Here is a 23,380-nt window from a genome sequence, read left to right on the forward strand (position 1 = left end):
GTGAGCGCCTCGCTGTTGCCCGACACCGTGCGCCAGGGCGAGCAACTGGGCCTGGTGCTGGAGCGGCTCTCCGCCCGCCTGGGGCCGCAGCGCGTGCTGCGCCCGGTGCTGTGCGAAGACCACCGCCCCGAATGGATGTGCCGCTGGCAGCCGGCCACGCTGCCCCTGCCGCGCCAGGGCGCGCCCGGCACCGAACTGCCACAGCCCGGCTTCGTGCTGCCCATGCCCTTGCGGTTGGCCGTGCGCGACCACCGGCCGGTCCACCACGACAGCGAACTGGTCATGCTGCTCGGGCCGCAGCGCGTGGAGGGCGGCTGGTGGGACCGCGTCGAAGGCGCCGAGCGCATGCGCAACGTGGTGCGCGACTACTGGGTGGCCCTGTCCCCGCAGGCCGGCGTGCTGTGGGTGTTCCAGACCCGGCTGGACGGCGCGCCCGCCTGGTACCTGCATGGGCACTTCGCCTGAAGGCACCGCCATGAACGCCGATGCCCTTCCCGATTACGCCGAGCTGCGCTGCCTCTCGAACTTCAGCTTCCTGCGCGGCGCCAGCCACCCCGAGGAACTGGTCGAGCGCGCGCAAGCCCTGGGCTACCGCGCCCTGGCCCTGGTGGACGAGTGTTCCCTGGCCGGCGTGGTGCGCGCCCACGTCGCCGCGAAAAAGCACGGCTTCAAGCTGCTGATCGGCAGCCAGTTCCAGGTGCGGTGCGACGCGCCCTTCACCCTGGTCGTGCTGGCCTGCAACCTCAACGGCTACGGCAACCTGTGCGAATTCATCACCCGCCTGCGCCGCAGCGCCCCCAAGGGCACCTACCGGTTGACGGTCGGCGACATCGATGCCGCGGCCCTGGCCGACTGCGTGGTGATCGCCGTGCCCGACCGCCACAGCGACCAGGATCCGATGGACACCATCGCGCGTTGGCTGCTGCAGCACTTCATGGGCCGCTGCTGGCTCGGCGTGGAACAGCTCTGCCGTTTCGACGACGAAATGCGCCTGCACCAGCTGCGCCAGAGCAGCGCGCTCACCGCCGTGCCGCTGGTGGCCGTGGGCGACGTGCGCATGCACGTGCGCTCGCGCAAACCCCTGCACGACGTGCTCACCGCCACGCGCATCGGCAAGCCGCTCACCGAATGCGGCTTCGCGCTGGAGCCCAGCGCCGAGCAGCGCCTGCGCGCGCGCCTCACGCTGGGTCAGCTCTACCCCGCCGACCTGCTGGCCGAAACCCTGGCGGTGGCCGCGCGCTGCGATTTTTCGCTGGACGAACTGCGCTACCAGTACCCGAGCGAGGTGATTCCCGAGGGAGAAACGCCGCAGAGCCACCTGCGCCAGCTGACCGAAGAAGGTGCCCGCAGGCGGTGGCCGCAGGGCACGCCCGAGGCGTTTGCGAAACAGATCGAGCACGAGCTGGAACTCATCGCCTACAAGCGGTACGAGCATTACTTTCTGACGGTGCACGACATCGTGGCCTTCGCCCGCTCGAAAGCCATCCTGTGCCAGGGCCGGGGCTCGGCGGCCAACAGCGTGGTGTGTTACTGCCTGGGCATCACCGAAGTGGACCCGGGGCGCACGGGCCTGCTGTTCGAGCGCTTCATCTCGCGCGAACGCGACGAACCGCCCGACATCGACGTGGACTTCGAGCACGAGCGGCGCGAGGAAGTCATCCAGTACCTGTACGGGAAATACGGCCGCGAGCGCGCCGCGCTCACCGCCACCGTCATCAGCTACCGCCCGCGCAGCGCGCTGCGCGACGTGGGCAAGGCCCTGGGCTTTGCGGAAGGCTCGCTCGATGTGCTGGCCAAACAGTCGCGCTGGTGGGACGGGCACGCGATCGCGCCCGAACGGCTCCAGGAGGCCGGCCTCGACACCGGGCAGCTGAAGGTGCGCCAGCTGCTGGAACTCACCTCCACCCTCATGGGCTTTCCGCGCCACCTCTCGCAGCACACCGGCGGCTTCGTGCTCACGCAGTTGCCGCTCTCGCGCCTGGTGCCGATCGAGAACGCCACCATGAAAGACCGCACCGTGATCGAGTGGGACAAGGACGACCTCGACGCCGTCGGCCTGCTCAAGGTGGACGTGCTCGCGCTGGGCATGCTCACCGCGCTGCGCAAGGCGATGGCCCTGCTCGGTGACAAAGACGGGCGGGCGTTCTGCATGCAGGACATCCCGGACAACGACGGCCCGACCTACGACATGATTTGCGCCGCCGACACCGTGGGCGTGTTCCAGATCGAGAGCCGCGCGCAGATGAGCATGCTGCCGCGCTTGAGGCCACGTTCTTATTACGACCTCGTGATCGAGGTCGCGCTGGTGCGGCCCGGGCCCATCCAGGGTGGGGCGGTGCATCCTTATCTGAACCGGCGGCAGGGCAAGGTACCGGTGAGCTTTCCCGGGCCGGAGGGCGGAAGGGCCTTGAGGGCGGCGTTGGGCCGCACGATGGGCGTGCCCATCTTTCAGGAGCAGTGCATGCAGATCGCCGTGCTCGCGGCCGGCTTCACACCCGGCGAGGCCGACGAATTGCGCCGCGCCATGGCCGCCTGGAAACGCCACGGCAACGTGCAGAAATACGAGCAGCGGCTGATCAAGGGCATGACCGATCGTGACTACGAGCCCGAGTTCGCCAAAAGCATCTTCGAGCAGATCAAAGGTTTCTCCAGCTACGGCTTTCCCGAAAGCCACGCCGCCAGCTTCGCGCTGCTGGTCTATGTGAGCGCGTGGATCAAATGCCACCACCCGGCCGAGTTCCTCACCGCGCTGCTCAACAGCCAGCCGCTGGGTTTCTACACGCCCAGCCAGCTGGTGCAGGACGCGAAACGCCACGGCGTGGTCGTGCGGCCGGTGGACGTGCTGCACAGCGACCGCGACAGCATCCTCGACGCCGATGGCGCGGTGCGCCTGGGCATGCGCCTGGTCAGTGGCATCGGCCAGGAAGCGGCCGAGCGCATCGTGCAGGCGCGCGCGCAACAAGCCTTCCGCAACGCGCAAGACCTCGCGCGCCGCGCCGGCCTGGACCAGCCGCAGATGAAAGCGCTCGCCGCCGCCGACGCCCTCATGGGCCTGAGCGGCCACCGCCGCCAGCAGGTGTGGGACGCCGCCGCGCTGCGCCCGCCACCGGCCTTGCTCAAGGGCGCGCCGGTGGACGAAGCCCCGCTGGCCCTGCCGCCCGCACCCGAAGGCGAAGCCATCGTGTGGGACTACGCCAGCCTGGGCCTCACCCTGCGCCGCCACCCGCTCGCCCTGCTGCGCGAAGAACTCGCGCAACGCCGGCTCATGACCGCCGAACAACTCAAGGACGCGCCCAACGGCCGCCTCGTGCGCCACTGCGGCATCGTCACCCTGCGCCAGCAGCCCGGCACCTCCTCGGGCGTGGTGTTCGTGAGCCTGGAAGACGAAACCGGCGTGGTGCAGGTCATCGTGTGGCAACGCATCCGCGAACGCCAGCGCGCCGTGCTCACCGGCGCGCGCCTGCTGGCCGTGCGTGGCGTGTGGCAGCGCGAGGGCGAGGCGCGCAACCTCATCGCCGGCCACCTCGAAGACCTCACGCCCCTGCTCAACGGCCTGTCCACCGTGAGTCGGGATTTCCATTGAGGCCCATCGGCGCTAGCATCGCCCCCATGAACCTCGACACCTGGCTCATCTACCTGCTGGCCGCCGCCGGCCTGTCCCTCTCGCCCGGCCCCAACGGACTGCTCGCGCTCACGCATGGGGTGCTGCACGGCCAGCGCAAGACGCTGTTCACCATCTTCGGCGGCACGCTGGGCTTCGTGGCGGTCATCGCGCTGTCCATGTTCGGCATCGGCGCGCTGCTGCAGACCTCGCTGGTGTGGCTCACCGCGCTGAAGTGGCTCGGCGGCGCCTACCTCGTGTGGCTGGGCATTCAGGTCTGGCGCTCGCCGCCCGTGGGCGTGCAGCTCACCGAAGGCGACCGGGCCGGGCCGGCGCGCTCAGGCGGCTCGCTGTTCCGGCAGGGGGCCCTGTCCGCCGTCACCAACCCCAAGGGCATCCTGTTCTTCGCGGCCTTCCTGCCGCAGTTCATCGACCCGCACCGCAGCCTGCTGCTGCAGTTCCTGATCATGGCCGGCACCTTCGCTCTGGTCGAGGCCATCACCGAGCTGTTCATCGCCGGCATGGCCGCGCGCATCAGCCCCTGGCTGCGCCGCGTGGGCAAGCGCTTCAACCAGGTCTGCGGCGGCATCTTCGTGGCCATTGGCCTGGCGCTGCCACTGCGCGGCTGAGGGGGCGGCTCAAAAAAACCGCCCCGAAGGGCGGTTCGCGCGATGGGAGAAGCTGTTTAAGCCTTTTCCTTGGCGGCCTTCACAGCACGGTCGTGAACCGCCTTGGCGTCCGCCTTGCACACCTTCTGGGCGTCACCGGCCTGGTCTTCGCATTTTTCCTTGGCGAGGTCGTAGGTGGTGTCCGCCTTGACTTCCTCGAGCTTGCGGGCGTTGCCCAGCGTGGCCTTGTACTTGTGCTCCAGCTCGGCCTTCTCGACCTTTTCCTTGCCCTTGGCTTCGACTTCGCAAATGTCCTTGGCGTTGTCCTTGAGGGCATCGCAGGACTTCTTGGCGGTCTTGTAGTTCATCTCGACGCGGTCTTTAGCCGCGTCGTATTCGGCCTTGGTCATGGCCTGGGCCGATGCGATGGCAGAGGCGGCGCACAGGGTGATGGCGGTGAGTGTCTTGATGTACATGGTTTTAATCTCCTGAGGGTTTCGAGAAACTTCATCTTCGCCCTGCGGCTGCATGCCCTCCGTAGGAAAAGCGCGCCGAGCCATGTAGGAGAAGCAGCAACGCTGGCCCGGCGCGGTCTTTCCATCCTTCGTGATTTTTGCCCTGATATGCCGCTGGCCATCCAGGAAGCGCGGCGAAGGCACCGCACAATGCCACGGCCCGACCGCGTTCCACAGGAGATTCGATGTACCAGGTATTCGACACGGACATGGAGATGTCTTCCATGATCGACAAGGTGTCCTTCCAGTTCAAACAGAAACTGTTCGAACACCCCGCGTTGAACCTGGAAAACATCCAGCGCGCCATCCCCGAAATCAACAAGGATCTCATCTATTTTTCGGGCCACAAGATGAGCAAGGACGAGGACTTCGAGACGGCCATCACCGAGGGGCGCAAAGCCTTGCCGATCGAAAAGATCGTCGAGAACCTCCCGACGTCGAACTCGTACATCATGATCCGGGAGCCGGAAAGCCACCCCGCCTTCCGCGGGCTTCACGACGACCTGGTGAAGGACATCGCCCGGACCGTGAAAGCGCGCGGCCATGGCGTGCCCATCGAGCCCCGCTCCTACATCTTTCTCTCGTCGCCCCACAGCATCACGCCCTTCCATTTCGATCGGGCATCGAATTTCCTGCTGCAGATCGCGGGCTCGAAAGAGGTCACCGTTTTTCCGCCCTTGGACAAGCGCGTCATCACGCAGCCCGAGTACGAGTCGCACATGGAGCGCGAGGTGGGCGCCCTCAAATGGAAGCCCGATTGCGAGGGCCTGGGGGTGTCGTACCACTGCGCACCGGGGGACGCGCTTCATATCCCTTTCCTGGCCGGGCATCACGTGAAAAATGGTCCCGAGGTGTCGGTGACCTTGTCAATTTTCTTCAACGACACCCGAACGCTCAAGCAGCTCAACGCGATGAGGTTCAACCACCGGGTGCGGAAGAAATGGGGGACCTCGCCCATGGCGGTGGGCCAGAGCCATCGCATGGATTCCTTGAAGGCCTTGGCATTTCGAGGGTACGCGCGCTTGACCGCGTAAACGACGATGGGTCCCAGAGGCGCTGCTGTGTTCACCTGGGCATCGCTGGCCCTGGTGGCGCTTCTCGCGGCGTGCGCCACACCGCGCACCACCACCGTCGATTCCCTCGGCATTTCGTTCGTTCGAGTGCCGGCGGGCGAGTTCCTGATGGGCAGCGACGAATCGGTGCAGGCGCTGGCGGCGGCCTATCCGCCTTGGAGCGGTCCCGCTTCGAGGGCTTGTCGGACGAAGCCCCGGTGCACCGCGTGCGCATCACCAAGCCCTTCGAGATGAGCCGGCACGAGATCACGGTGGGTCAGTTCCGGGCGTTCCTGCGGCGCTCGGGCCATGTGCCCGAATCGATCGCGGACGGCACCGGGGGCTATGGCTACAACCCGGCCTACGACCCCGCCACCAGCCCCCGGCGCGATGCGTTCGAGGGGCGGTCCCCGCGCTACTCCTGGCAGAACCCCGGCTTCGCGCAGGGCGAAGACCACCCGGTGGTGAACGTCACCTGGAACGACGCGGTCGCGCTGGCCCGCTGGCTGTCACAGCAGGAGGGCCGCGCCTACCGCCTGCCGACGGAGGCCGAGTGGGAGTACGCGTGCCGTGCCGGCGGCACGGGCCGCTACCAGCATGGCGACGACCCGGCGGGGCTGATCGGGGTGGGCAACACGTTCGACGAAGACGCTGCCGCGAACTGGCCGGCCTGGCGCGATCGGGCGGTGCCCGGTCGCGATGGCCATGCGTTCACGGCGCCCGTGGGCTCTTACACCGCGAACGCCTTTGGCTTGCACGACATGCATGGCAATGTGTGGGAGTGGGTGTCGGACTGGCACGGGGACGACTACTACGCGCAGTCGCCCGTGGACGACCCGACGGGCCCGGCCGATGGTGTGGTGAAAGTGCGCCGGGGCGGCTCCTGGCACACCTGGCCCTTGTACACGCGGTGCGCGTTCCGCAACTGGAACACGGTGCAGACGCGCTACACGCTGGTGGGCATCCGGCTGGTGCGCGAAGCCGCTCGTTGAGCGGCGCTACTTTCGATCGCCGGCCAGCTGGTCGGTGATGAGCCTCCAGTGCTCAACGCTCACCGGTGTGATCGAGAGCCGGTTGCCGCGCTTGAGCACCACCATGTCGGCCAGTTCGGGCGTGTCGCGCAATTCGGGCAGTCCGATCAGCCGCGTCTTGCGCAGGGCCTGCACGTCCAGCAGCAGCCAGCGCGGCGCGTCGGGTTTCGACGCGGCGTCGAAATAGGGCGACTTCGCGTCGAACTGCGTGGGATCCGGCCGCGTGGTGGAGGCCACGCGCGCGATGCCGACGATGCCCGGTTCGGGGCAGCTGGAGTGGTAGAACAGCACGCCATCGCCGACCTGCATGCCGTCGCGCATGAAGTTGCGGGCCTGGTAGTTGCGCACACCGGTCCAGGGCACGGTGGCTTTCGGGGCGGCGAGCGCGTCGTCGATCGAGCACTCGTCGGGCTCGGATTTCATCAGCCAGTATTGGGTCATGGTGGTGTCCTTTCTCTGCCTCAATGCAGCTTCACCAGCGGTGTCGCCCGCTTCACCAGGAAACGCGCCACCGCCAGCACGCCGGTGCGCAGTGTGCCGAGCACGGCCTGGTGGTGCATCAGGTGCAGGCTCACGTACATCATGCGGGCGAACATGCCTTGCACGTACCAGGTGGAGCGGAACAGGTTGCCCATGAGGTTGCCGACCGAGGTCTGCGTGCCCAGCGAAACCAGCGAGCCGTGGTCCTTGTAGACGTAGGGCCGGGTGCTCGCGGGCCGGTCGTTGGCGCGGCGCAGCAGCGCGTCAACGAGGTAGCTGGCCTGCTGGTGCGCGGCCTGCGCGCGTGGGGGCACGAAGCCGCCATCGGCCGTGGGGCAGGCGGCGCAGTCGCCCAGCGCGTAGAGGTCGGTCTGGCCTTTCACCAGCAGGTTGCCTTCCACCTCCAGCAGGCCGGCGCGGGTGGTGGGCAGGCCGAGCGTGCCCAGCACGTCGGGGGCCTTGATGCCGGCGGCCCAGACCACGATGTCGGCCGCGAACACGCGGCCGGTGGCGTCTTCCACCTGCTCGGGCGTGATGCGCGCGACGCGGCAGTTGGTTTCGATGGTGACGTGGCGTTCGCGCAGCAGCTGCGCGGCGGCGGTGGACACTTTTCGGGCAGCGGCGCGAGGATGCGGGCCGCGCCTTCGAGCAGGGTGATCTGCACGTCGCGGTGCGGGTCGAGCCGGCGAAAGCCGTAGCGCGAGTGCACCACGCTGGCTTCGCGCAGCTCGGCCGCGAGTTCCACGCCGGTGGCGCCGCCGCCGATGATGACCACGCGCACCTGGGCTTGCGAGCCCGCGCTCTTGCGCAGTTCGGCCGCGGTGAGCAGCTTGAGCATGCGCAGGCGGAAGTGTTCGGCGTCGGCCGGGCGGTTGAGCGAGAGCGTGTGTTCGGCCGCGCCGGGCACGTTGAAGTGGTTGGCCGTGCTGCCGACCGCGATCACCAGCTGGTCGAAGGGCAGGGTGCGCTCGGGGATGAGTTCATCGCCGGTTTCGTCGGTGATGGGCGCCACGGTGAGGGTCTTGCCGGTGGCATCGAGCGCGGTCATGGCGCCGAAGCAGAAGGTGAAGCGGTTGTCGTGCGCGAGCATTTCGTACGACAGGCCTTCCTGGTGGATGTCCAGCGTGCCGGCGGCGACTTCGTGCAGCGAGGGTTTCCAGATGTGGAAGAGCTGCTGGTCGACCAGGGTGACCTGCTCCGCGCCGAGCTTGCGCCCGAGTTTGCAGGCCAGTTCCAGGCCGCCCGCGCCGCCGCCCACGATCACGATTCTTGTGTGCATTCTTTTCGTCCCAGTGGAAGATCGGCTTCCACTGTAGACGACGCGGCCCTCCCTCAGCTTCGCTCGGGCTTGTGGCCGGTCACGAGCACGAACTCGGCCGGCACCGCGTAGCCGGCGCCGCTGCGCCAGGGCGCGAGCGCGTCGAGGTAGCGGGCGCAGGCCCGCGCGCGCGCCTCGTCGCCAAAGCGCGACCAGGCGAGTGCCACCGGGCCGCCGGCGAAGGCGGCGCGGCAGGCTTCGTCGCCGCTGGCGTAGTGAAGGCTGGTGTTCAGGCGTTCGGTCCGCAGCCCGGTCGCGCCAGCCTGGCCGCACAGCCGCGCCAGCGCGTCGCCCTGGCCGAGGCGGAAGAACAGCGGGCAGACTTCGGTGGTCACTTCGGCATCGACGATGGGAAACAGCGCCGACCAGCCGCAGCGCGCTCGCTCGCCCCACACCGCCAATCCCAGGCGGCCCCCCGGGCGCAGCACGCGCACCAGTTCTTTCAGGGCCTGCTCGGGTTCGGGCAGGTACATGAGTCCGAAGGCGCACAGCGCGGCGTCGAGGCTGGCATCGGCCAGCGCCAGCTGTTCGGCGTCCATGCGCTCCCAGCGCATGTGGCGCTGCCCGCTGGCCCGCGCGCGGCGCTCGGCGGCCTGCACCATGCGTTCCGAGAGGTCGACCCCGATCGCCTGGCCCTGCGGCCCCACGCTGTGCGCGGCGCGCAGGGTGACCAGGCCGGTGCCGCAGGCCACATCGAGCACGTGTTCACCGGTTTGCAGCGCCATGCGCTCCAGCAGGCGGGCCTGGGCGGGCGCCAACTGGGCCTGCCACAGCGCCTCGTAGTCGTCCGCGGCCAGGTCCCAGCCGTAGCGCTGCACGCGGCGTTGAAGGCGCGCGTCCATGGTGGGCCCTTTCGTCAGCGGCGGGTGATGACGATTTCGAGGTACTCGCTGGGCACCACCAGCGCGGTGGGCCCGCCCCGGTTGAGGCGGTTGAGCAGTTCGGTGAGGTCGCTCTCCAGCGCCTGGGCCTTGTCGGGTGGCAGCGCGGCGAAGGCCTTGTGCACCGGGCCGTACCAGGTGCGGAACACGTCGATGAAGTGCGCGGCCGAGCGGTAACGGAAATTGAACAGCCGGGGCGTGGCGTCGATCTTCGCGGCGGTGGACCCGAAGAGCTCGCGCAGATGTGCCTCCGTGCCCCAGAGCGAGGGCGGCTGCACGCCGGCCGGTGGTGGCAGCTGGCGCCCCAGGGTCTTGAACAGCTGGCCGATGAAGCCTTCGGGCGTCCAGTTGGCCAGGCCGATGCGCCCGCCGGGGCGGCAGACGCGCGCCATCTCGGCCGCGCTGCGGGCGTGGTCGGGCGCGAACATCACGCCGAAGGTGGAGAGCACCACGTCGAAGCTGGCATCGTCGAAGGGTAGTTCTTCCACGTCGGCGACCTGGAATTGCACGTCCAGCCGCTCGGCCTGCGCGCGTTCGGCGCCGCGTTCGAGCAGGGTGGGCACGTAGTCGGTGGAGGTGACGCGTGCGCCCCGGCGCGCCGCGGCCAGGGTGGCGTTGCCGTTGCCGGCGGCCACGTCGAGCACGCGCTCGTCCCAGCGCAGGTCGCAGGCCTCGGCGAGCGATTCGCCGACGAGCTGCAGGGTGGTGCCGATGACGGCGTAGTCGCCGCTGGCCCAGGCGGCCTGCTGGCGGGTTTTCAGGGCAAGGAAGTCGGTCGGTGCGTTCATGGTGTTTGTCTCGCTGAAGGGTGGCTGGCGTGCGGGCCGCGGTGATCGATGGCCCGGCATGCAGTGGAACGCGAGGGGGGTGCGGTGTCCTGCCCGAGGCGCGCTCAGGGCTGCCCGATCGTCCGGATCTGGCCCGGGGCGCTGGCGCGGCTGACCGCGCGTCCGGAAATGCTGTCCCAGCGTCCGGCCCGGGTGCATGAGCCGACGTGCTGCCTTGGTGCCTGGGGGGAGGGCGCCCATAATGCCTCGGCTCGGAGGTGCACCGTGACGCAACAACACATCGCAGAGGCCCTGCAGCGCGTGCAAGCCGTGCTGCAGCGCCGGCCCGAGACCGGCTTGCACGAGGACGGCCCGGCCACCGCGCGCTGGACCGGTGGCACGCGCGTGGTGGCGCAGCCACGCCAACGGCACGCAGGTGCCTTCCGACATGCCGAACGAACTCGGCGGCACCGGCGATCTGGTGACGCCGGGCTGGCTGTTCCGCGCGGGGCTGGCGTCCTGCGCGACCACCTCCATCGTGATGGCGGCGGCGGCCGAGGGTGTCGAACTCACCAGCCTGGAGGTGAAAGCGACCAGCCGCTCCGACACGCGCGGCCTGCTCGGCATGCGCGATGCCGACGGGCAGGCGGTGAACGCCGGGCCAGGGGATGTGCAGTTGGCCGTGCGCGTGCAGGCGAACGGCGTGCCGCCCGAACGCCTGCGCGCGCTGGTGCAGTCGGCGGTGGGCCGCTCGCCGATTCCCAACGCGTTGCAGGCCGCGACGCCGCTGGCCTTGCGCATCGATGCTGGCTGAGAAGGCATGGACGCCCTGTCCGAAACCCTGCGCGTGGTGCAACTGGTGGGCGCCATCTTTCTCCAGGGCCGCTTCACTGCGCCCTGGTGTTACCAGTCGCCGCGCGCCGACGCGGCCGCGCCGCTGCTGGAGCCGGACGCCGAACGGGTGGTGATCTTTCACCTGGTCACCGAGGGCGAGTGTTTCGTGGAGCTGGACCACCAGCCGCCGGTGCGGCTGGGTGCGGGGGATGTGATCGTGTTCTCGCAGGGCGATGCGCACCGCATGGGATCGGCCCCCGGCCTCACGCCCGCGCCCGCCACGCCGTTGAAGGAGTTGCTGCAGCGCCGGCCCCGGCAGCTGATGTACGGCGGGGGCGGTGCGCCGACCCGGCTGCTGTGCGGCTATCTGGCCTGCGACGCGGGGCTGGCCCGCCTGCTGCTGGCCGGGCTGCCGCCGCTGGTGCGGGTGAACGTGCGCGGATCGAACGCGGGCACCTGGCTGGAAGCCTCGGTGCGCTACGCGCTGGCCGAGGCGCGCTCGCCCCGGCCGGGCGGTGCGGGCGTGTTGTCCAAGCTGGCCGAGGTGCTGTTCATCGAGGTGCTGCGGCTCTACATCAACGAGCAGAGCGCGGGCCGCACCGGCTGGCTCGCGGGCCTGGGCGACCGCGTGGTGGGCGCCGCGCTCAACGCGCTGCACCAGCGCCCGGCGCACGCCTGGACGCTGGAGGAACTCGCGCGCGAGGCGGGCACTTCGCGCTCGGTGCTGGCCGAACGCTTCCAGCACCTGGTGGGCAGCTCGCCCATGCAGTACCTGATCCAGTGGCGCATGATGCTCGCGGCCAACCTGCTGTGCCGCAGCAAGGCACCGCTCTCGCGCATCGCCGAGGACGTGGGCTACCAGACCGACACGGCGTTCATCCGCGCGTTCCGGCGCGAGTACGGCGTGCCACCGGCCACCTGGCGGCGCCGGCGCGCGGCGCAGGAGGAGTTGACCGAACCGACCTGATCGGCGCGGTTTTCCGCCGGGCGCGGTTCTGGCTACGATGGGCCATGAACATGGTTGACTGGCTCCCCGAAGGTTTCCCCCCGTTTCTCGCCGCCTGGCTGCCCACCCTGGTGCTCGTGCTGCCGCTGTGCCTGCTGGCCGAGCTACTGTTCCGGGTCGGCCGCCGCGTGGTGCGGCGCGCCGCGCAGCGCGCCCCCATGGTGGCGCAGCGTGGGGCGCGCCATCGAGGCGCCGGCGCACCTGGCGCTGCAGCTGCTGGCCCTCAATCTGGCCTGGCAGCAGGGCCCTGAAGGCCTGCCGGGGGTGGATCGCCTGCTCACGCTGCTGCTCATCGGCGTGTTCACCTGGCTGCTGGCGCGCGTGGTGCAGGGCGTGGCGCGGGGCGTGAACGAGGCCAACCCGCTGGCGGTGTCGGACAACCTCTCGGCGCGCCGCATCCAGACCCAGACCATGGTGCTCTCGCGCACCGTGCAGGGGCTGGTGGTGCTGATCGGCGTGTCGCTGATGCTCATGACCTTCCCGGCCGTGCGCCAGATCGGCACCAGCCTGCTGGCTTCGGCGGGCGTGGTGGGCATCGTGGCGGGTTTCGCGGCGCGGCCGGTGCTGGGCAACCTGATCGCGGGCCTGCAGATCGGCCTGAGCCAGCCGATCCGCATCGACGACGTGGTGATCGTGGAGAACGAGTGGGGCGTGATCGAGGAGATCACCGGCACCTACGTGGTGGTGCGCATCTGGGATCAGCGGCGCCTGGTGGTGCCGCTGCAGTACTGGATCGAAAAACCGTTCCAGAACTGGACGCGCCGCACCTCGGAGCTCATCGGCACGGTGTTTCTCTGGGTGGACTACCGCATGCCGCTGGCGCCTCTGCGCGAGGCCTTGCAGGCGGCCTGCGAGAAGTCGCCCCACTGGGACAGGCGCTTCGCGCTGCTGCAGGTGACCGAAGCGGGCGAGAAGGCGATGCAGCTGCGCTGCCTCGTCACGGCCGCCTCGGCCCCCGCGGCGTGGGACCTGCGCTGCCATGTGCGCGAGCACCTGATCGACTTCATCCAGCGCGAGTACCCGGGCTATCTGCCGCGCCACCGGGCCGAGCTCGACCCGCCCGAGCCGGCGGCATCGGGCCCCGTGGTCAACGGACCGCCGCCGGTGGAGGGTGGCGCGGCCGAAATGGAGACGCCCAGCACGCCCAGCCCGCCACCGGGCCGTGGCTGAACACGATTTTTTTGAAAGGAAACCCCATGGACCCGTTCATGCAAGCCGCCATCGACGAAGCCCGGCTGGGCCGCGAGGAAGGGGGCATCCCGATCGGCTCGGTGCTCGTGCACCAGGGCCGCATCATCGGACGCGGCCACAACCGGCGGGTGCAGCAGGGCAGCGCCATCCTGCACGGCGAGATGGACGCGCTGGAAAACGCAGGCCGGCAGCCCGCGCGGGTCTACCAGGAATCGGTGATCTACACCACGCTCTCGCCGTGCCCGATGTGCAGCGGCGCGATCGCGCTCTACGGCATCCCGAAGGTGGTGGTGGGCGAGAACCAGACCTTCCTGGGCGAGGAAGACTGGCTGCGCGGCCGGGGCGTGGAGGTGCAGGTGCTGCAGGAACCGAGCTGCGTGCACCTGATGCGGGACTTCATCGCCGCCGAGCCCGGGCTCTGGAACGAGGACATCGGCGAGCCCTGAGGCGGCGCGGGGTCAGGGGCTGGCCGTGGCCTCTCCGGTGCCGCGCGGCCTGACCACTTCGCAGTGCCAGCGGTCGTGCCGCAGGATGTGGCCGGCCGCCTCCAGCTGGCGCAGCGAACGCGCGATGGTCTCGCGCGTGGTGGAGAGCAGGGCGGCCAGCGCCACGTGGCTGGGCAGGCGGATCGCCTGACTGCGCTGCTCGCGCGCGTACAGCTGCAGCGTGGCGAGCAGTTTCTGCTGCAAGCCCTTGATGCGCATGACGCGCGACCAGTCGGCCAGCTGGCCGTGCGCGTCCACGATGTGCGCCTGGATGCAGGCGTGGAACTGGCGGTCCACCACGCCCAGGCGGTAGAAGTCGGGCACGTCCACGCTGCAGACCCGCCCGGTGGAGAGGGCCTGGGCGCCGATCTGCTCCTGGTGCCCATAGACCGCGTAGCCCCCGAGGGTCTTGCCCCGGCCGAGCAGGGCCACCGGGTGCGGCTGCCCGTCCTCGCCCTGTCGGGTCGGCGATCACGGCGCCGATCTTGATGATGGAGATGCGCTGCGCCACCACGCCTTCGAGCTGGAGCGCATCGCCCTTGCCGAAGGCCGATTCCTCGATGCACGAGGCCAGCAGCTCGCGCGAGGCGTCCGGCAGACCGCCCATGAGGCAGACCTGCAGCGTGGCGCAATGGCCGCAACGCGTCCGGCAGCGGGGCGGCGGGACAGGCGTGGCATCGGTGGGCGCGGTCGGCTGTTTCATAGGGGCCCCGGGATTTAAACAAGGGTTCCTCCCCAGTAGACGCGAAACAGGGGCCTGGAAACGCGTGCTGCGTCACATCCGTTGCAGATTCCCGGTTTTCTGCTGCGTTTTTTGAGATGCCTCAAGGCGCTTGTGTGCCGAAATGGGGTCACATGCGGTCCTCTGCGGACCGTGGTGCGAGACCCCCACCTCATTGAGAGCGAGACACTTGCCCATGCGAAACAACCAGCCCGTGACGCAGCAGGAATACGAGTTCGATGAACGCAGCACCCTGCTGTCGACCACGGACACGCAGAGCCACATCGTTCATGCCAACGCGGCGTTCGTGGAGGTCAGCGGCTTCACCGCCGAAGAGCTCATCGGCCAGCCCCACAACCTGGTGCGCCACCCCGACATGCCGGCCCAGGCCTTTGCCGACATGTGGGCCACGCTGCGCCAGGGCATGCCCTGGTCGGCCCTGGTGAAGAACCGGCGCAAGAACGGCGACCACTACTGGGTGCGCGCCAACGCCGCGCCGGTGATGCGCAACGGCGTGCTCACGGGTTACCTCTCGGTGCGCACCAAGCCGGGCCGCGAGGAGGTGCAGGGCGCCGAGGCGCTGTACCGGCGCTTTCGCGAAGGCCGGGCGCAGGGCTGGCGCTTCTTTCGCGGGCTGGTGGTGCGCAGCGGCCCGCTGGCCTGGCTGTCCTGGAACGGCTGGCTGGGCGTGAGCGGGCGCATCCGCCTGGCGCTGCTGCTGCCCGGCCTGGGCATGGCCGCCGCCCTGGCGTTCTCGGGCCTGCCGGCCGGGCGCGCCGCGTGGACCGTGGGCCTGCTGGTGCTGCTGCTGGCGGGGAGCGCGCTGTGGTTGCAGCGGCAACTGGCCGCGCCGCTCAAGCTGGTGCTGCGGCAGGCCCAGCGCGTGGCCAGCGGGCACGCTGGCGGGCTGGCCAGCCTGAACCGGGTGGACGAGATCGGCATGCTGTTGTTGACCGTGAACCAGTCGGCGCTGAACCTGCGCTCGCTGCTGGCCGACATGTCGACCCAGGCCACCGGGGTCTCGGTCGGCCAGCGGCGAGATCGCCCACGGCAACGACGACCTGAGCAGCCGCACCGAACAGACCGCCGCCAACCTGCAGCAGACCGCGTCGTCCATGGAGCAGCTGGTGGCGACCATGCGGCAGAACGCGAGCGCGGCCCAGGACGCGGCCACGCTGGCGCGCCAGACCAGCGAGGTGGCGAGTTCGGGCGGCGAGGCCATGCGGGCGATGGCGCGCACCATGGAGCAGATCACGCGCTCGAGCCACCGCATCGCCGAGTTCGTGGACATCGTGGACGGCATCGCCTTCCAGACCAACATCCTGGCGCTCAACGCCGCCGTGGAGGCCGCGCGCGCGGGCGAGCAGGGGCGGGGTTTCGCGGTGGTCTCCACCGAGGTGCGCACGCTGGCGCAGCGCAGCGCGAACGCGGCCAGGGAGATCCGCGAACTGATCGACGGCAGCCTGGCCGGCATCCGCGAGGGCGCCACCCAGGTCGAGGCCACGGGGGCGCGCATGAACGAGATCGTGGCGCAGGTGAGCGACCTCACGCGGCTGATCACCACCGTCAACGCGGCCTCGGTGCAGCAGACCCGCGAGATGGAGCAGCTCAACACCGCCGTGGGGCGGCTCGACGAAATGACACAGCAGAACGCGGCGCTGGTGGAGCAGAGCGCCGCCGCGGCCAACGCCCTGAACCACCAGTCGCAGAGCATGAAGAGCGCGGTGGGCATCTTTGCCTGAGGAGCAGACCATGTCCCCGACGCCCATGCCCGCCGCCGAAGATGTGATGCGGCGCTTCCAGATGCTGGAGATGATCGTGGAGAACACCTCCAACATGGTGGTGGTGACCGACGAGGAGCGCCGCATCACCTGGGTCAACGCCGCGTATTCGCGCATCACCGGTTGGCGGTTGGACGAATGCGTGGGCCGCCGCCCGGCCGAACTGCTGCACGGGCCGCAGACCAGCGCCCTGTCGCTCTCCCGCCTGGGTGCGATGGTGCGGCAGGGGCAGGCGGTGCGGGACTTCGAGTTGCTGAACTACAAGCGCTCGGGCGAGCCGTACTGGGTGTCGCTCAACATCGAGCCGATCCGGGACGCGGCGGGCCGGCTGACGAGCTACGTGTCGATCCAGACCGACATCACCGAGCGCAAGAAGCGCGAGCTGCTCACCGCCGACCTGCAGCACCGGCTGGAGCTGGCGCAGCGGCTGGCGCGGCTGGGCCGCATCGAACACGACGAGGACACCGGCCGCTCGCGCTGGACCTCCGAGATCTACCGCATCCTCGGTTGCGAACGCGACGAGGAGGCGCGCGGCGTGCAGGCGTTCATGGCGCACGCCCACGAGCAGGACCGGCCGATGCTGCAGGCCGCGCTGGACGCGGCCCTGCGTTCGGGCGACGAGATCGACGTGGAGTTCCGCGTGGTCACCGCCACCGGCGCCTGCCGCTGGGTGCGCTGCCGGGGCGTGCCGCACGTGGGGTCGAACGCGGTCGAGCTGCCGCTCACGTTCTCGGTGCAGGACGTCACGCTGTACAAGAACCTGATCGAGCAGCGCCACCGCCGCAACGAAGACCTGAACCAGCAGGTGCTGATGCGCACGCGCCAGCTGGAGGAGGCCTACGGCTCGCTGGAGGAGTTCTCGTACGCGCTTTCGCACGACCTGCGCACGCCGCTGCGCCACATCGCCGGGTTCGCCGAGCTGCTCAAGGAAGAGGTGAGCGCGGGCGACGTGCAGGGCGGCCTGCCGTACTGCGACAAGATCATCCGCGCCGCGGTGCAGATGAGGCACCTCATCGACGGCATGCTGTCGTTCGCGCGCCTGGGTCGCAAGGGCATGAAAGTGGGGACGGTCGACATGGCCGCGCTGGTGGACGAGACCGTGGCGGCGCTGGCGATCGACGCCGGCATGAAGAAACTGCGCTGGCGCATCCAGCCCGGCCTGCCCACGGTGCAGGGCGACCCGGTGCTGCTGCGCGAGGTGTGGGTCAACCTGCTGGACAACGCGGTGAAGTACGCGTCCCACCGCGAGGTGATCGAGATCGAGGTGGGCTGGCGCGCGCTGCCCGATGGCACCGAGTTCCACGTAAGCGACAACGGCGTGGGTTTCGAGCCGGGGCAGGCGGAGCGGCTGTTCGGCATGTTCCAGCGCCTGCACAGCGACCCGCGCTTCGAGGGCGCGGGCATCGGGCTGGCGCTGGTGCGCCGCATCGTGGAGTACCACGGCGGGCGCATCTGGGCCGACGCCTGCCCCGACCAGGGGGCCAGTTTCCATGTGTTCCTGCCCTTGACGGTGGCGCCGGACGCCCCCGACGAGGCCCACGGGCGGCCCGAGGACGCGCCGCCCGTGGGCCGCAGCGCCTGAAAAGCGCCTGAACAGGCCTACATCCAGAGCGCTCGCCAGGCCAGCCGGGGCAGGTCGCTCTTGTGCAGCGTCACGCGGGTCTGCCAGCTGCGGTGGTGCTGGGCGGCAATGCCGTCGAGGATGCGCAGGCCGCCTTGCACCACCAGGCGCAGCTCCCAGCCGGCGCGGCCCGGCACGCGGTGCACCAGGGGCGCGCCCTGCTGCATGAGGCCACGCGCGTAGGCGCAGAGCTCGGCCACCACGGCCTGCATGGCCTGTTCCTTGCTGCCATGGTTCGATTCGAAGTCGGCCACGGCCACGCCCTGGCGCCGCAAGGTGTCGGCCGGCAGGTAGCAGCGCCCGCGCGGCAGGTCCACGCTGATGTCCTGCCAGAAGTTGATGAGTTGCAAGGCGCTGCAGATCTGGTCGCTCTGGCGCAGCGAAGCCTCGTCGCGCACCCCATACAGGTGCAGCAGCAGGCGGCCCACCGGGTTGGCCGACAGCCGGCAGTAGGCCAGCAGCTCGGGGGTGTCGGCGTAGCGGTGACCGCTCGCGGTGTGGCGCACGTCTTGCTCGAAGGCGCTGAGCAGGTCGTGCAGGCACGGGGCGGGCAGGGCATGGCGGCGCGCGGCCTTGCCCAGCGCGCGGAAGATGCCGGGCCAGCGCGCTTCGGGCATGTCCAGCGTGGAGCGCGAGGTGGGTTGCAGGCAGCGGTGCAGTTCGGCGCGGTAGGCGGCCAGGTCGGCCAGGCGCTGCGCCGCTTGGGCATCGCCTTCGTCGGCAATGTCGTCGGCCGTGCGGGCGAAGTGGTAGATGGCGCCCACGGCCGGACGCAGCGCCGGCGGGCACAGCCAGGAGGCGACGGGGAAGTTCTCGTAGTGCCCGACACCCGAGCCCAGCGGCGTCGCGTCAGCCCCGTTGGATGACGTTTTTGTCATGAAGAAGGTTCATGGATTTGATCTACAATTTTGATTACTAACCGGTCAGTCATTAGTGTAGGGCGCCATGAGCGCTCTTTCACGCTCTCTGTGTTTCCACCCCCGCACCCGCCTGCAACACCATGAAAACACCGCATTTTGTCCTGATCGTGACCGCCGCCCTGGTGCTGTCCGCCTGCTCCCGCCCGCCCGCGCCGCAGGAGCCGATCCGCTCGGTCAAGCTGCTCACCGTGGGCACGGGCAATGTGGTGGCGCGCAGCGAGTACGCCGGTGAGGTCAGGGCGCGCACCGAGTCGCGCCTGGGCTTCCGGGTGGGGGGCAAGCTGGTGCAGCGCCCGGCCGAGGTGGGGCAGCGGGTGAAGCCGGGCCAGTTGCTGGCGCAACTGGACGCGCAGGACCTCGCGCTCTCCAGCCAGGCCGCGCAGGCCCAGGTGAGCGCCGCGCAGACCCAGCGCGACCTCGCCGCCGCCGACCTCAAGCGTTACCAGGACCTGCAGGCCCAGGGCTTCGTGAGCGGCGCCGAGATCGAGCGCCGCCAGGCCACGCTGCAGTCGGCCGAGGCCACGCTGCGCCAGGCCAAGGCCCAGGGCGCGGTGCAGGGCAACCAGGCCGGCTACGCGCGCCTGCTGGCCGATGGCGCGGGTGTGGTGCTGTCGGTGGACGCCGAAGTGGGGCAGGTGGTGGCCGCCGGCACGCCGGTGGTGCGGGTGGCGCGCGATGGCGCGCGCGACGTGGTCATTGCCGTGCCCGAAGACCGGGTGGCCCAGATGCGGCCCGGTGCCACGGCGCAGGTGCGGCTGTGGGCCGGCGCGGGCGCGGCCCCCGGTGCCGCGGCGCCGCTGGAGGCGACGGTGCGCGAAGTGGCGGCCAGTGCCGACGTGCGCAACGCGCACCTACCAGGTCAAGCTCTCGCTGCCCGATGGAGCGGCCGTGCCGCTGGGCGCCACGGCCTATGTGACGCTGGGCGGCGCGAGCGACGCGCCCGCCGTGATCAAGCTGCCCACCAGCGCGTTGGCGCGTTCCGACCAGGGCGACCGCCAGGGCTCGGCCGTGTGGGTGTTCGACGCCGCCGCCAGCACGGTGCAGCCGCGCCCGGTGCAAGTGGCTGGCGCCGATGGCAACGAGATGGTCATCGTGGCCGGGCTCAAGCCCGGTGAGGAAGTGGTGCGCACCGGGGTGCATGTGCTCTCGCCGGGGCAGAAGGTCACGCGTTTCACCGCCGCCGCCACGCAGTGAGGCCCGGCATGAACGACGCCTCACCGACGACGAACAACGCCGGCGAACCCGCCGGCTCCTGGGTCTCGCGCTTCAACCTGTCGCAATGGGCGCTGGACCACCAGGCCTTCACCCGCTACCTGATGATCGTGCTGATGGTGCTGGGCGTGGCGGCCTACTTCCAGCTCGGCCAGGACGAGGACCCGCCGTTCACCTTCCGCGCCATGGTGGTGCGCGCCTACTGGCCTGGCGCCACCGCCGAGCAGGTCGCCGAGCAAGTTGCCGACCGCATCGAGAAGACGCTGCAGGAAGTGCCCTACGCGGACAAGATCCGCAGCTACTCCAAGCCGGGCGAGACGCTGATCATCTTCCAGCTCAAGGACTCCTCGCCGCCGCAGGAGGTGCCGCAGATCTGGTACACGGCGCGCAAGAAGGTGGGCGACATGCGCGCCACCTTGCCACAGGGTGTGGTGGGCCCGTTCTTCAACGACGAATTCGGCGACGTGTACGGCGTGATCTACGCGCTGCAGGGCGAAGGTTTTTCGCCGGCCGACAAGAAGCAGGTGGCCGACGACGTGCGCCAGCGCCTGCTGCGCGTGAAAGACGTGAGCAAGGTCGAGCTGTTCGGCGTGCAGGACGAGAAGCTCTACATCGAGATCTCGCAGAAGCGCCTGGCCACGCTGGGCCTGAACCTGCAGCAGGTGCTGGACGCGCTGGGGCAGCAGAACGCGGTGGAATCGGCCGGCACGGTGCAGACGCCGCAGGACGTGGTGCAGGTGCGCGTGGCCGGTGCCTTCAACTCGGTGGAGCAGTTGCGCGCCATGCCGATCCGCGCGGCCAACGGCACGCAGATCCGCCTGGGCGACATCGCCAAGATCGGCCTGGGTTACGTGGACCCGCCGCAGGTGCTGGTGCGCCACGAAGGGCAGGACAGCATCGCGCTGGGCATCTCCATGGCCAAGGGTGGCGACATCATCGCCCTGGGCAGGGCGCTCAAGACCACCGTGGCCGGCATCGAGGCCACGCTGCCCGCGGGCATGACGCTGGCCCAGGTGCAGGACCAGCCCAGCGCGGTGACCAATTCGGTCAACGAGTTCGTGAAGGTGCTGATCGAGGCGGTGGTGATCGTGCTCGCGGTGAGTTTCCTGGCGCTGGGCCTGCACCGGCGCCCGGGCGGCCGGGGGCTCAAGCGCTACGTGCTGGACATGCGGCCCGGCCTGGTGGTGTTCATCACCATCCCGCTGGTGCTGGCCATCACCTTCCTGGCCATGAACTACTGGGGCATCGGCCTGCACAAGATTTCGCTGGGCTCGCTCATCATCGCGCTGGGCCTGCTGGTGGACGACGCCATCATCGCGGTGGAGATGATGGTGCGAAAGCTCGAAGAGGGCTACGACATGATGCGCGCGGCCACCTTCACCTGGGACGCCACGGCCATGCCCATGCTGACGGGCACGCTGATCACGGCCGCGGGCTTTCTGCCGATCGGCCTGGCCAATTCCACCACCGGTGAGTACACCTTCGCGATCTTCGCGGTGACGGTGCTGGCGCTGGTGATCTCCTGGGTGGTGGCGGTGCTGTTCGTGCCCTACCTGGGCGTGGTGCTGCTCAAGGTGAAGCCGCACGCCGAGGGCGAGCCGCACGAGGTCTTCGACGGACCGTTCTACGTGCGTTTCCGCGCCGTGGTGGACTGGTGCGTGCAGCACCGCTGGCTGACCATTGGCGCGACCATCCTGACCTTCGTGCTCGGCATCGTCGGCATGGGCTCGGTGCAGCAGCAGTTCTTCCCCGATTCGAGCCGGCCCGAGATCCTGGTGGACATCTGGCTGCCCGAGGGCAGCAGCATGCCCGCCATGGACGAGGTGACGCGCCGCGTGGAAGGCCGGTTCGCCAAGGAAGAGGGCGTGCGCAGCGTGACCACCTGGGTGGGCTCGGGCGTGCCACGCTTCTACCTGCCGCTGGACCAGATCTTCCCGCAGACCAACGTGTCGCAGATGATCGTGCTGCCCCAGGACCTGAAGACGCGCGAGCACCTGCGCAAGGCCTTGCCGGCCTTGCTGGCGACCGAATTCCCCGAGGTGCGCGGCCGCGTGAAGCTGCTGCCCAACGGCCCGCCCGTGCCGTACCCGGTGCAGTTCCGCGTGGTGGGCACCGACCCGCAGGTGCTGCGCGGCCTGGCCGACGAGGTGAAGCAGGCGATGCGCGAGAACCCGAACATGCGCGGCGTGAACGACAACTGGAACGAGTCGGTGAAGAAGCTGCGGCTGGAGGTGGACCAGGCCAAGGCGCGCGCGCTGGGCGTGTCGAGCCAGTCGATCGCGCAGGCCTCGCGCACCTTGCTTTCGGGCACCACGGTGGGCCAGTACCGCGAGGGCGACAAGCTGATCGACATCGTGCTTCGCCAGCCGCTGGACGAGCGCGACGCGATCACCAGCCTGGCCAATGCGTATCTGCCCACGGCGAGTGGCCAGGCGATTCCGCTGTTGCAGATCGCCAAGCCGGTGTTCGACTGGGAGCCGGGTGTGTTGTGGCGCGAGAACCGCGACTATGCGATCACGGTGCAGGGTGACGTGGTCGAGGGCTTGCAGGGCGCGACGGTGACGGCCGAGCTGCAGCCGAAGCTCAAGGCGATCAGCGACGGCTGGGCCGCGCGGGGTCTGAGCGCGTACCACATCGAGGTGGCGGGCGCGGTGGAGGAGAGCAGCAAGGGCTCGGCTTCGATCGTGGTGGGCGTGCCTTTGATGTTGTTCATCGTGTTCACGTTGCTGATGCTGCAGTTGCAGAGTTTCAGCCGGTCGATGCTGGTGTTCCTGACCGGGCCGTTGGGCATGGCGGGGGTGGCGGGGGCTTTGCTGTTGCTGAACCGGCCGTTTGGTTTCGTGGCTTTGCTGGGGGTGATTGCCTTGATGGGGATGATCCAGCGCAACTCGGTGATCCTGATCGATCAGATCGAGCAGGATAGGGCGCGCGGTGTGCCGGCCTGGGACGCGATCGTGGAAGCGGCTGTTCGGCGGATGCGGCCCATCGTGTTGACGGCGGCGGCGGCGGTGCTGGCGATGATTCCGCTGTCTCGCAGTGTGTTCTGGGGACCGATGGCTGTCGCGATCATGGGGGGGCTGATTGTGGCGACGGTGCTGACCTTGCTGGCTTTGCCGGCGATGTACGCGGCCTGGTTCCGGGTTCGACGGCCTGTCTGAGTTTCGTTTCTCTCTCTCTGAGACCTCGCGGGCTCGGAGGCGGGCGGCGCTCTGCTCCGCGGGTGTCCCCCGGCGGCTGGTGCCGCCTCCTCCTTTACCCCGCTGCGCAGAACGCCACCCACCTCCGGGCTACAAGAGGTCATGGCACACCAACGCTTCGCATGCCCATAGGTCATCGGCGAGGGCGGGGTGAGGGCG

15 protein-coding genes and 5 pseudogenes are annotated in these 23,380 nt (G+C 69.4%); 13 read left to right on the forward strand and 7 right to left on the reverse strand.

The features are described 5' to 3' along the window. Genes ACFJGX_RS15105 through ACFJGX_RS15115 form a run of 3 tightly spaced genes read left to right on the forward strand, consistent with a single transcriptional unit; the run spans position 1 to position 4,230 of the window. A complete protein-coding gene (locus ACFJGX_RS15105) occupies positions 1-465 on the forward strand; it encodes a hypothetical protein (protein ID WP_382326482.1) in 465 nt (154 codons plus the stop codon). Positions 466-475: 10 nt separating this feature from the next. Then, positions 476-3,583, forward strand: a complete 3,108-nt coding sequence (locus ACFJGX_RS15110) for an error-prone DNA polymerase (protein WP_382326484.1) — start codon at positions 476-478, stop codon at positions 3,581-3,583. Between the two features lie 26 nt (positions 3,584-3,609). Beyond that, positions 3,610-4,230, forward strand: coding sequence for a LysE family translocator (locus tag ACFJGX_RS15115; protein ID WP_382325413.1), 621 nt, complete (start codon positions 3,610-3,612; stop codon positions 4,228-4,230). A gap of 56 nt (positions 4,231-4,286) precedes the next feature. Here the strand turns inward: ACFJGX_RS15115 and ACFJGX_RS15120 are convergent, their stop codons facing one another. After that, complete coding sequence (locus tag ACFJGX_RS15120) at positions 4,287-4,685, reverse strand: hypothetical protein (RefSeq protein WP_382157099.1); 399 nt, start codon at positions 4,683-4,685, stop codon at positions 4,287-4,289. Positions 4,686-4,909: 224 nt separating this feature from the next. Between ACFJGX_RS15120 and ACFJGX_RS15125 the strand changes: the two genes are divergently transcribed. Together ACFJGX_RS15125 and ACFJGX_RS15130 are read left to right on the forward strand one after the other, a co-directional pair. Then, positions 4,910-5,758, forward strand: a complete 849-nt coding sequence (locus tag ACFJGX_RS15125) for a cupin-like domain-containing protein (protein ID WP_382325411.1) — start codon at positions 4,910-4,912, stop codon at positions 5,756-5,758. Between the two features lie 6 nt (positions 5,759-5,764). Next, positions 5,765-6,768: pseudogene (locus tag ACFJGX_RS15130) on the forward strand (formylglycine-generating enzyme family protein). Positions 6,769-6,774: 6 nt separating this feature from the next. On the opposite strand, the gene ACFJGX_RS15135 reads toward ACFJGX_RS15130, so the two are convergent. From ACFJGX_RS15135 to ACFJGX_RS15150, 4 genes and pseudogenes are all read right to left on the reverse strand, one after another. Then, on the reverse strand, positions 6,775-7,248 hold the full coding sequence (locus tag ACFJGX_RS15135; RefSeq protein WP_382325407.1) for an EVE domain-containing protein: 474 nt from the start codon (positions 7,246-7,248) through the stop codon (positions 6,775-6,777). Between the two features lie 20 nt (positions 7,249-7,268). Further along, positions 7,269-8,566, reverse strand: a pseudogene (locus ACFJGX_RS15140) (NAD(P)/FAD-dependent oxidoreductase). 53 nt (positions 8,567-8,619) lie between these two features. Then, the gene (locus ACFJGX_RS15145) at positions 8,620-9,447 is read right to left on the reverse strand and encodes a class I SAM-dependent methyltransferase (RefSeq protein ID WP_382325404.1); all 828 of its coding nucleotides are present in this window, start codon (positions 9,445-9,447) and stop codon (positions 8,620-8,622) included. 14 nt (positions 9,448-9,461) lie between these two features. Further along, the gene (locus ACFJGX_RS15150) at positions 9,462-10,274 is read right to left on the reverse strand and encodes a class I SAM-dependent methyltransferase (RefSeq protein WP_382325402.1); all 813 of its coding nucleotides are present in this window, start codon (positions 10,272-10,274) and stop codon (positions 9,462-9,464) included. Between the two features lie 373 nt (positions 10,275-10,647). Here ACFJGX_RS15150 and ACFJGX_RS15155 point away from each other — a divergent pair, with 373 nt between their 5' ends. From ACFJGX_RS15155 to ACFJGX_RS15170, 4 genes and pseudogenes are all read left to right on the forward strand, one after another. Then, positions 10,648-11,067, forward strand: coding sequence for an OsmC family protein (locus ACFJGX_RS15155; RefSeq protein WP_382325400.1), 420 nt, complete (start codon positions 10,648-10,650; stop codon positions 11,065-11,067). A gap of 6 nt (positions 11,068-11,073) precedes the next feature. Next, positions 11,074-12,054, forward strand: a complete 981-nt coding sequence (locus ACFJGX_RS15160) for an AraC family transcriptional regulator (protein WP_382325398.1) — start codon at positions 11,074-11,076, stop codon at positions 12,052-12,054. Between the two features lie 44 nt (positions 12,055-12,098). Then, positions 12,099-13,263 (forward strand): annotated as a pseudogene (locus ACFJGX_RS15165) (mechanosensitive ion channel family protein). Between the two features lie 26 nt (positions 13,264-13,289). Next, positions 13,290-13,730 carry a nucleoside deaminase gene (locus ACFJGX_RS15170; protein ID WP_382325394.1) on the forward strand — a complete coding sequence of 147 codons (441 nt, stop codon included), beginning with the start codon at positions 13,290-13,292 and terminating at the stop codon, positions 13,728-13,730. Between the two features lie 12 nt (positions 13,731-13,742). Here the strand turns inward: ACFJGX_RS15170 and ACFJGX_RS15175 are convergent, their stop codons facing one another. Continuing rightward, positions 13,743-14,201: a Crp/Fnr family transcriptional regulator gene (locus ACFJGX_RS15175; protein ID WP_382326486.1), complete on the reverse strand. Its 459-nt coding sequence runs from the start codon at positions 14,199-14,201 to the stop codon at positions 13,743-13,745. 485 nt (positions 14,202-14,686) lie between these two features. On the opposite strand from ACFJGX_RS15175, the pseudogene ACFJGX_RS15180 reads away from it, so the two are divergent. After that, positions 14,687-16,232, forward strand: a pseudogene (locus ACFJGX_RS15180) (methyl-accepting chemotaxis protein). Between the two features lie 10 nt (positions 16,233-16,242). Next, positions 16,243-17,853, forward strand: coding sequence for an ATP-binding protein (locus ACFJGX_RS15185; protein ID WP_382325390.1), 1,611 nt, complete (start codon positions 16,243-16,245; stop codon positions 17,851-17,853). 17 nt (positions 17,854-17,870) lie between these two features. Here ACFJGX_RS15185 and hpnC read toward each other — a convergent pair whose 3' ends face one another. Beyond that, positions 17,871-18,770: a squalene synthase HpnC gene (gene hpnC / locus ACFJGX_RS15190; protein ID WP_382325388.1), complete on the reverse strand. Its 900-nt coding sequence runs from the start codon at positions 18,768-18,770 to the stop codon at positions 17,871-17,873. Between the two features lie 122 nt (positions 18,771-18,892). On the opposite strand from hpnC, the pseudogene ACFJGX_RS15195 reads away from it, so the two are divergent. Both ACFJGX_RS15195 and ACFJGX_RS15200 read left to right on the forward strand, forming a co-directional pair. Beyond that, positions 18,893-20,006: pseudogene (locus ACFJGX_RS15195) on the forward strand (efflux RND transporter periplasmic adaptor subunit). An 8-nt stretch (positions 20,007-20,014) separates the two neighbouring features. Then, positions 20,015-23,182 (forward strand): efflux RND transporter permease subunit, encoded by a 3,168-nt coding sequence (locus ACFJGX_RS15200; protein ID WP_382326488.1) that lies wholly within the window; start codon positions 20,015-20,017, stop codon positions 23,180-23,182. The last annotated feature ends 198 nt before the right edge of the window (positions 23,183-23,380 follow it).

Source organism: Hydrogenophaga sp. UC242_50, assembly GCF_042697355.1.
Taxonomy (GTDB): Bacteria; Pseudomonadota; Gammaproteobacteria; order Burkholderiales; family Burkholderiaceae_C; genus Hydrogenophaga.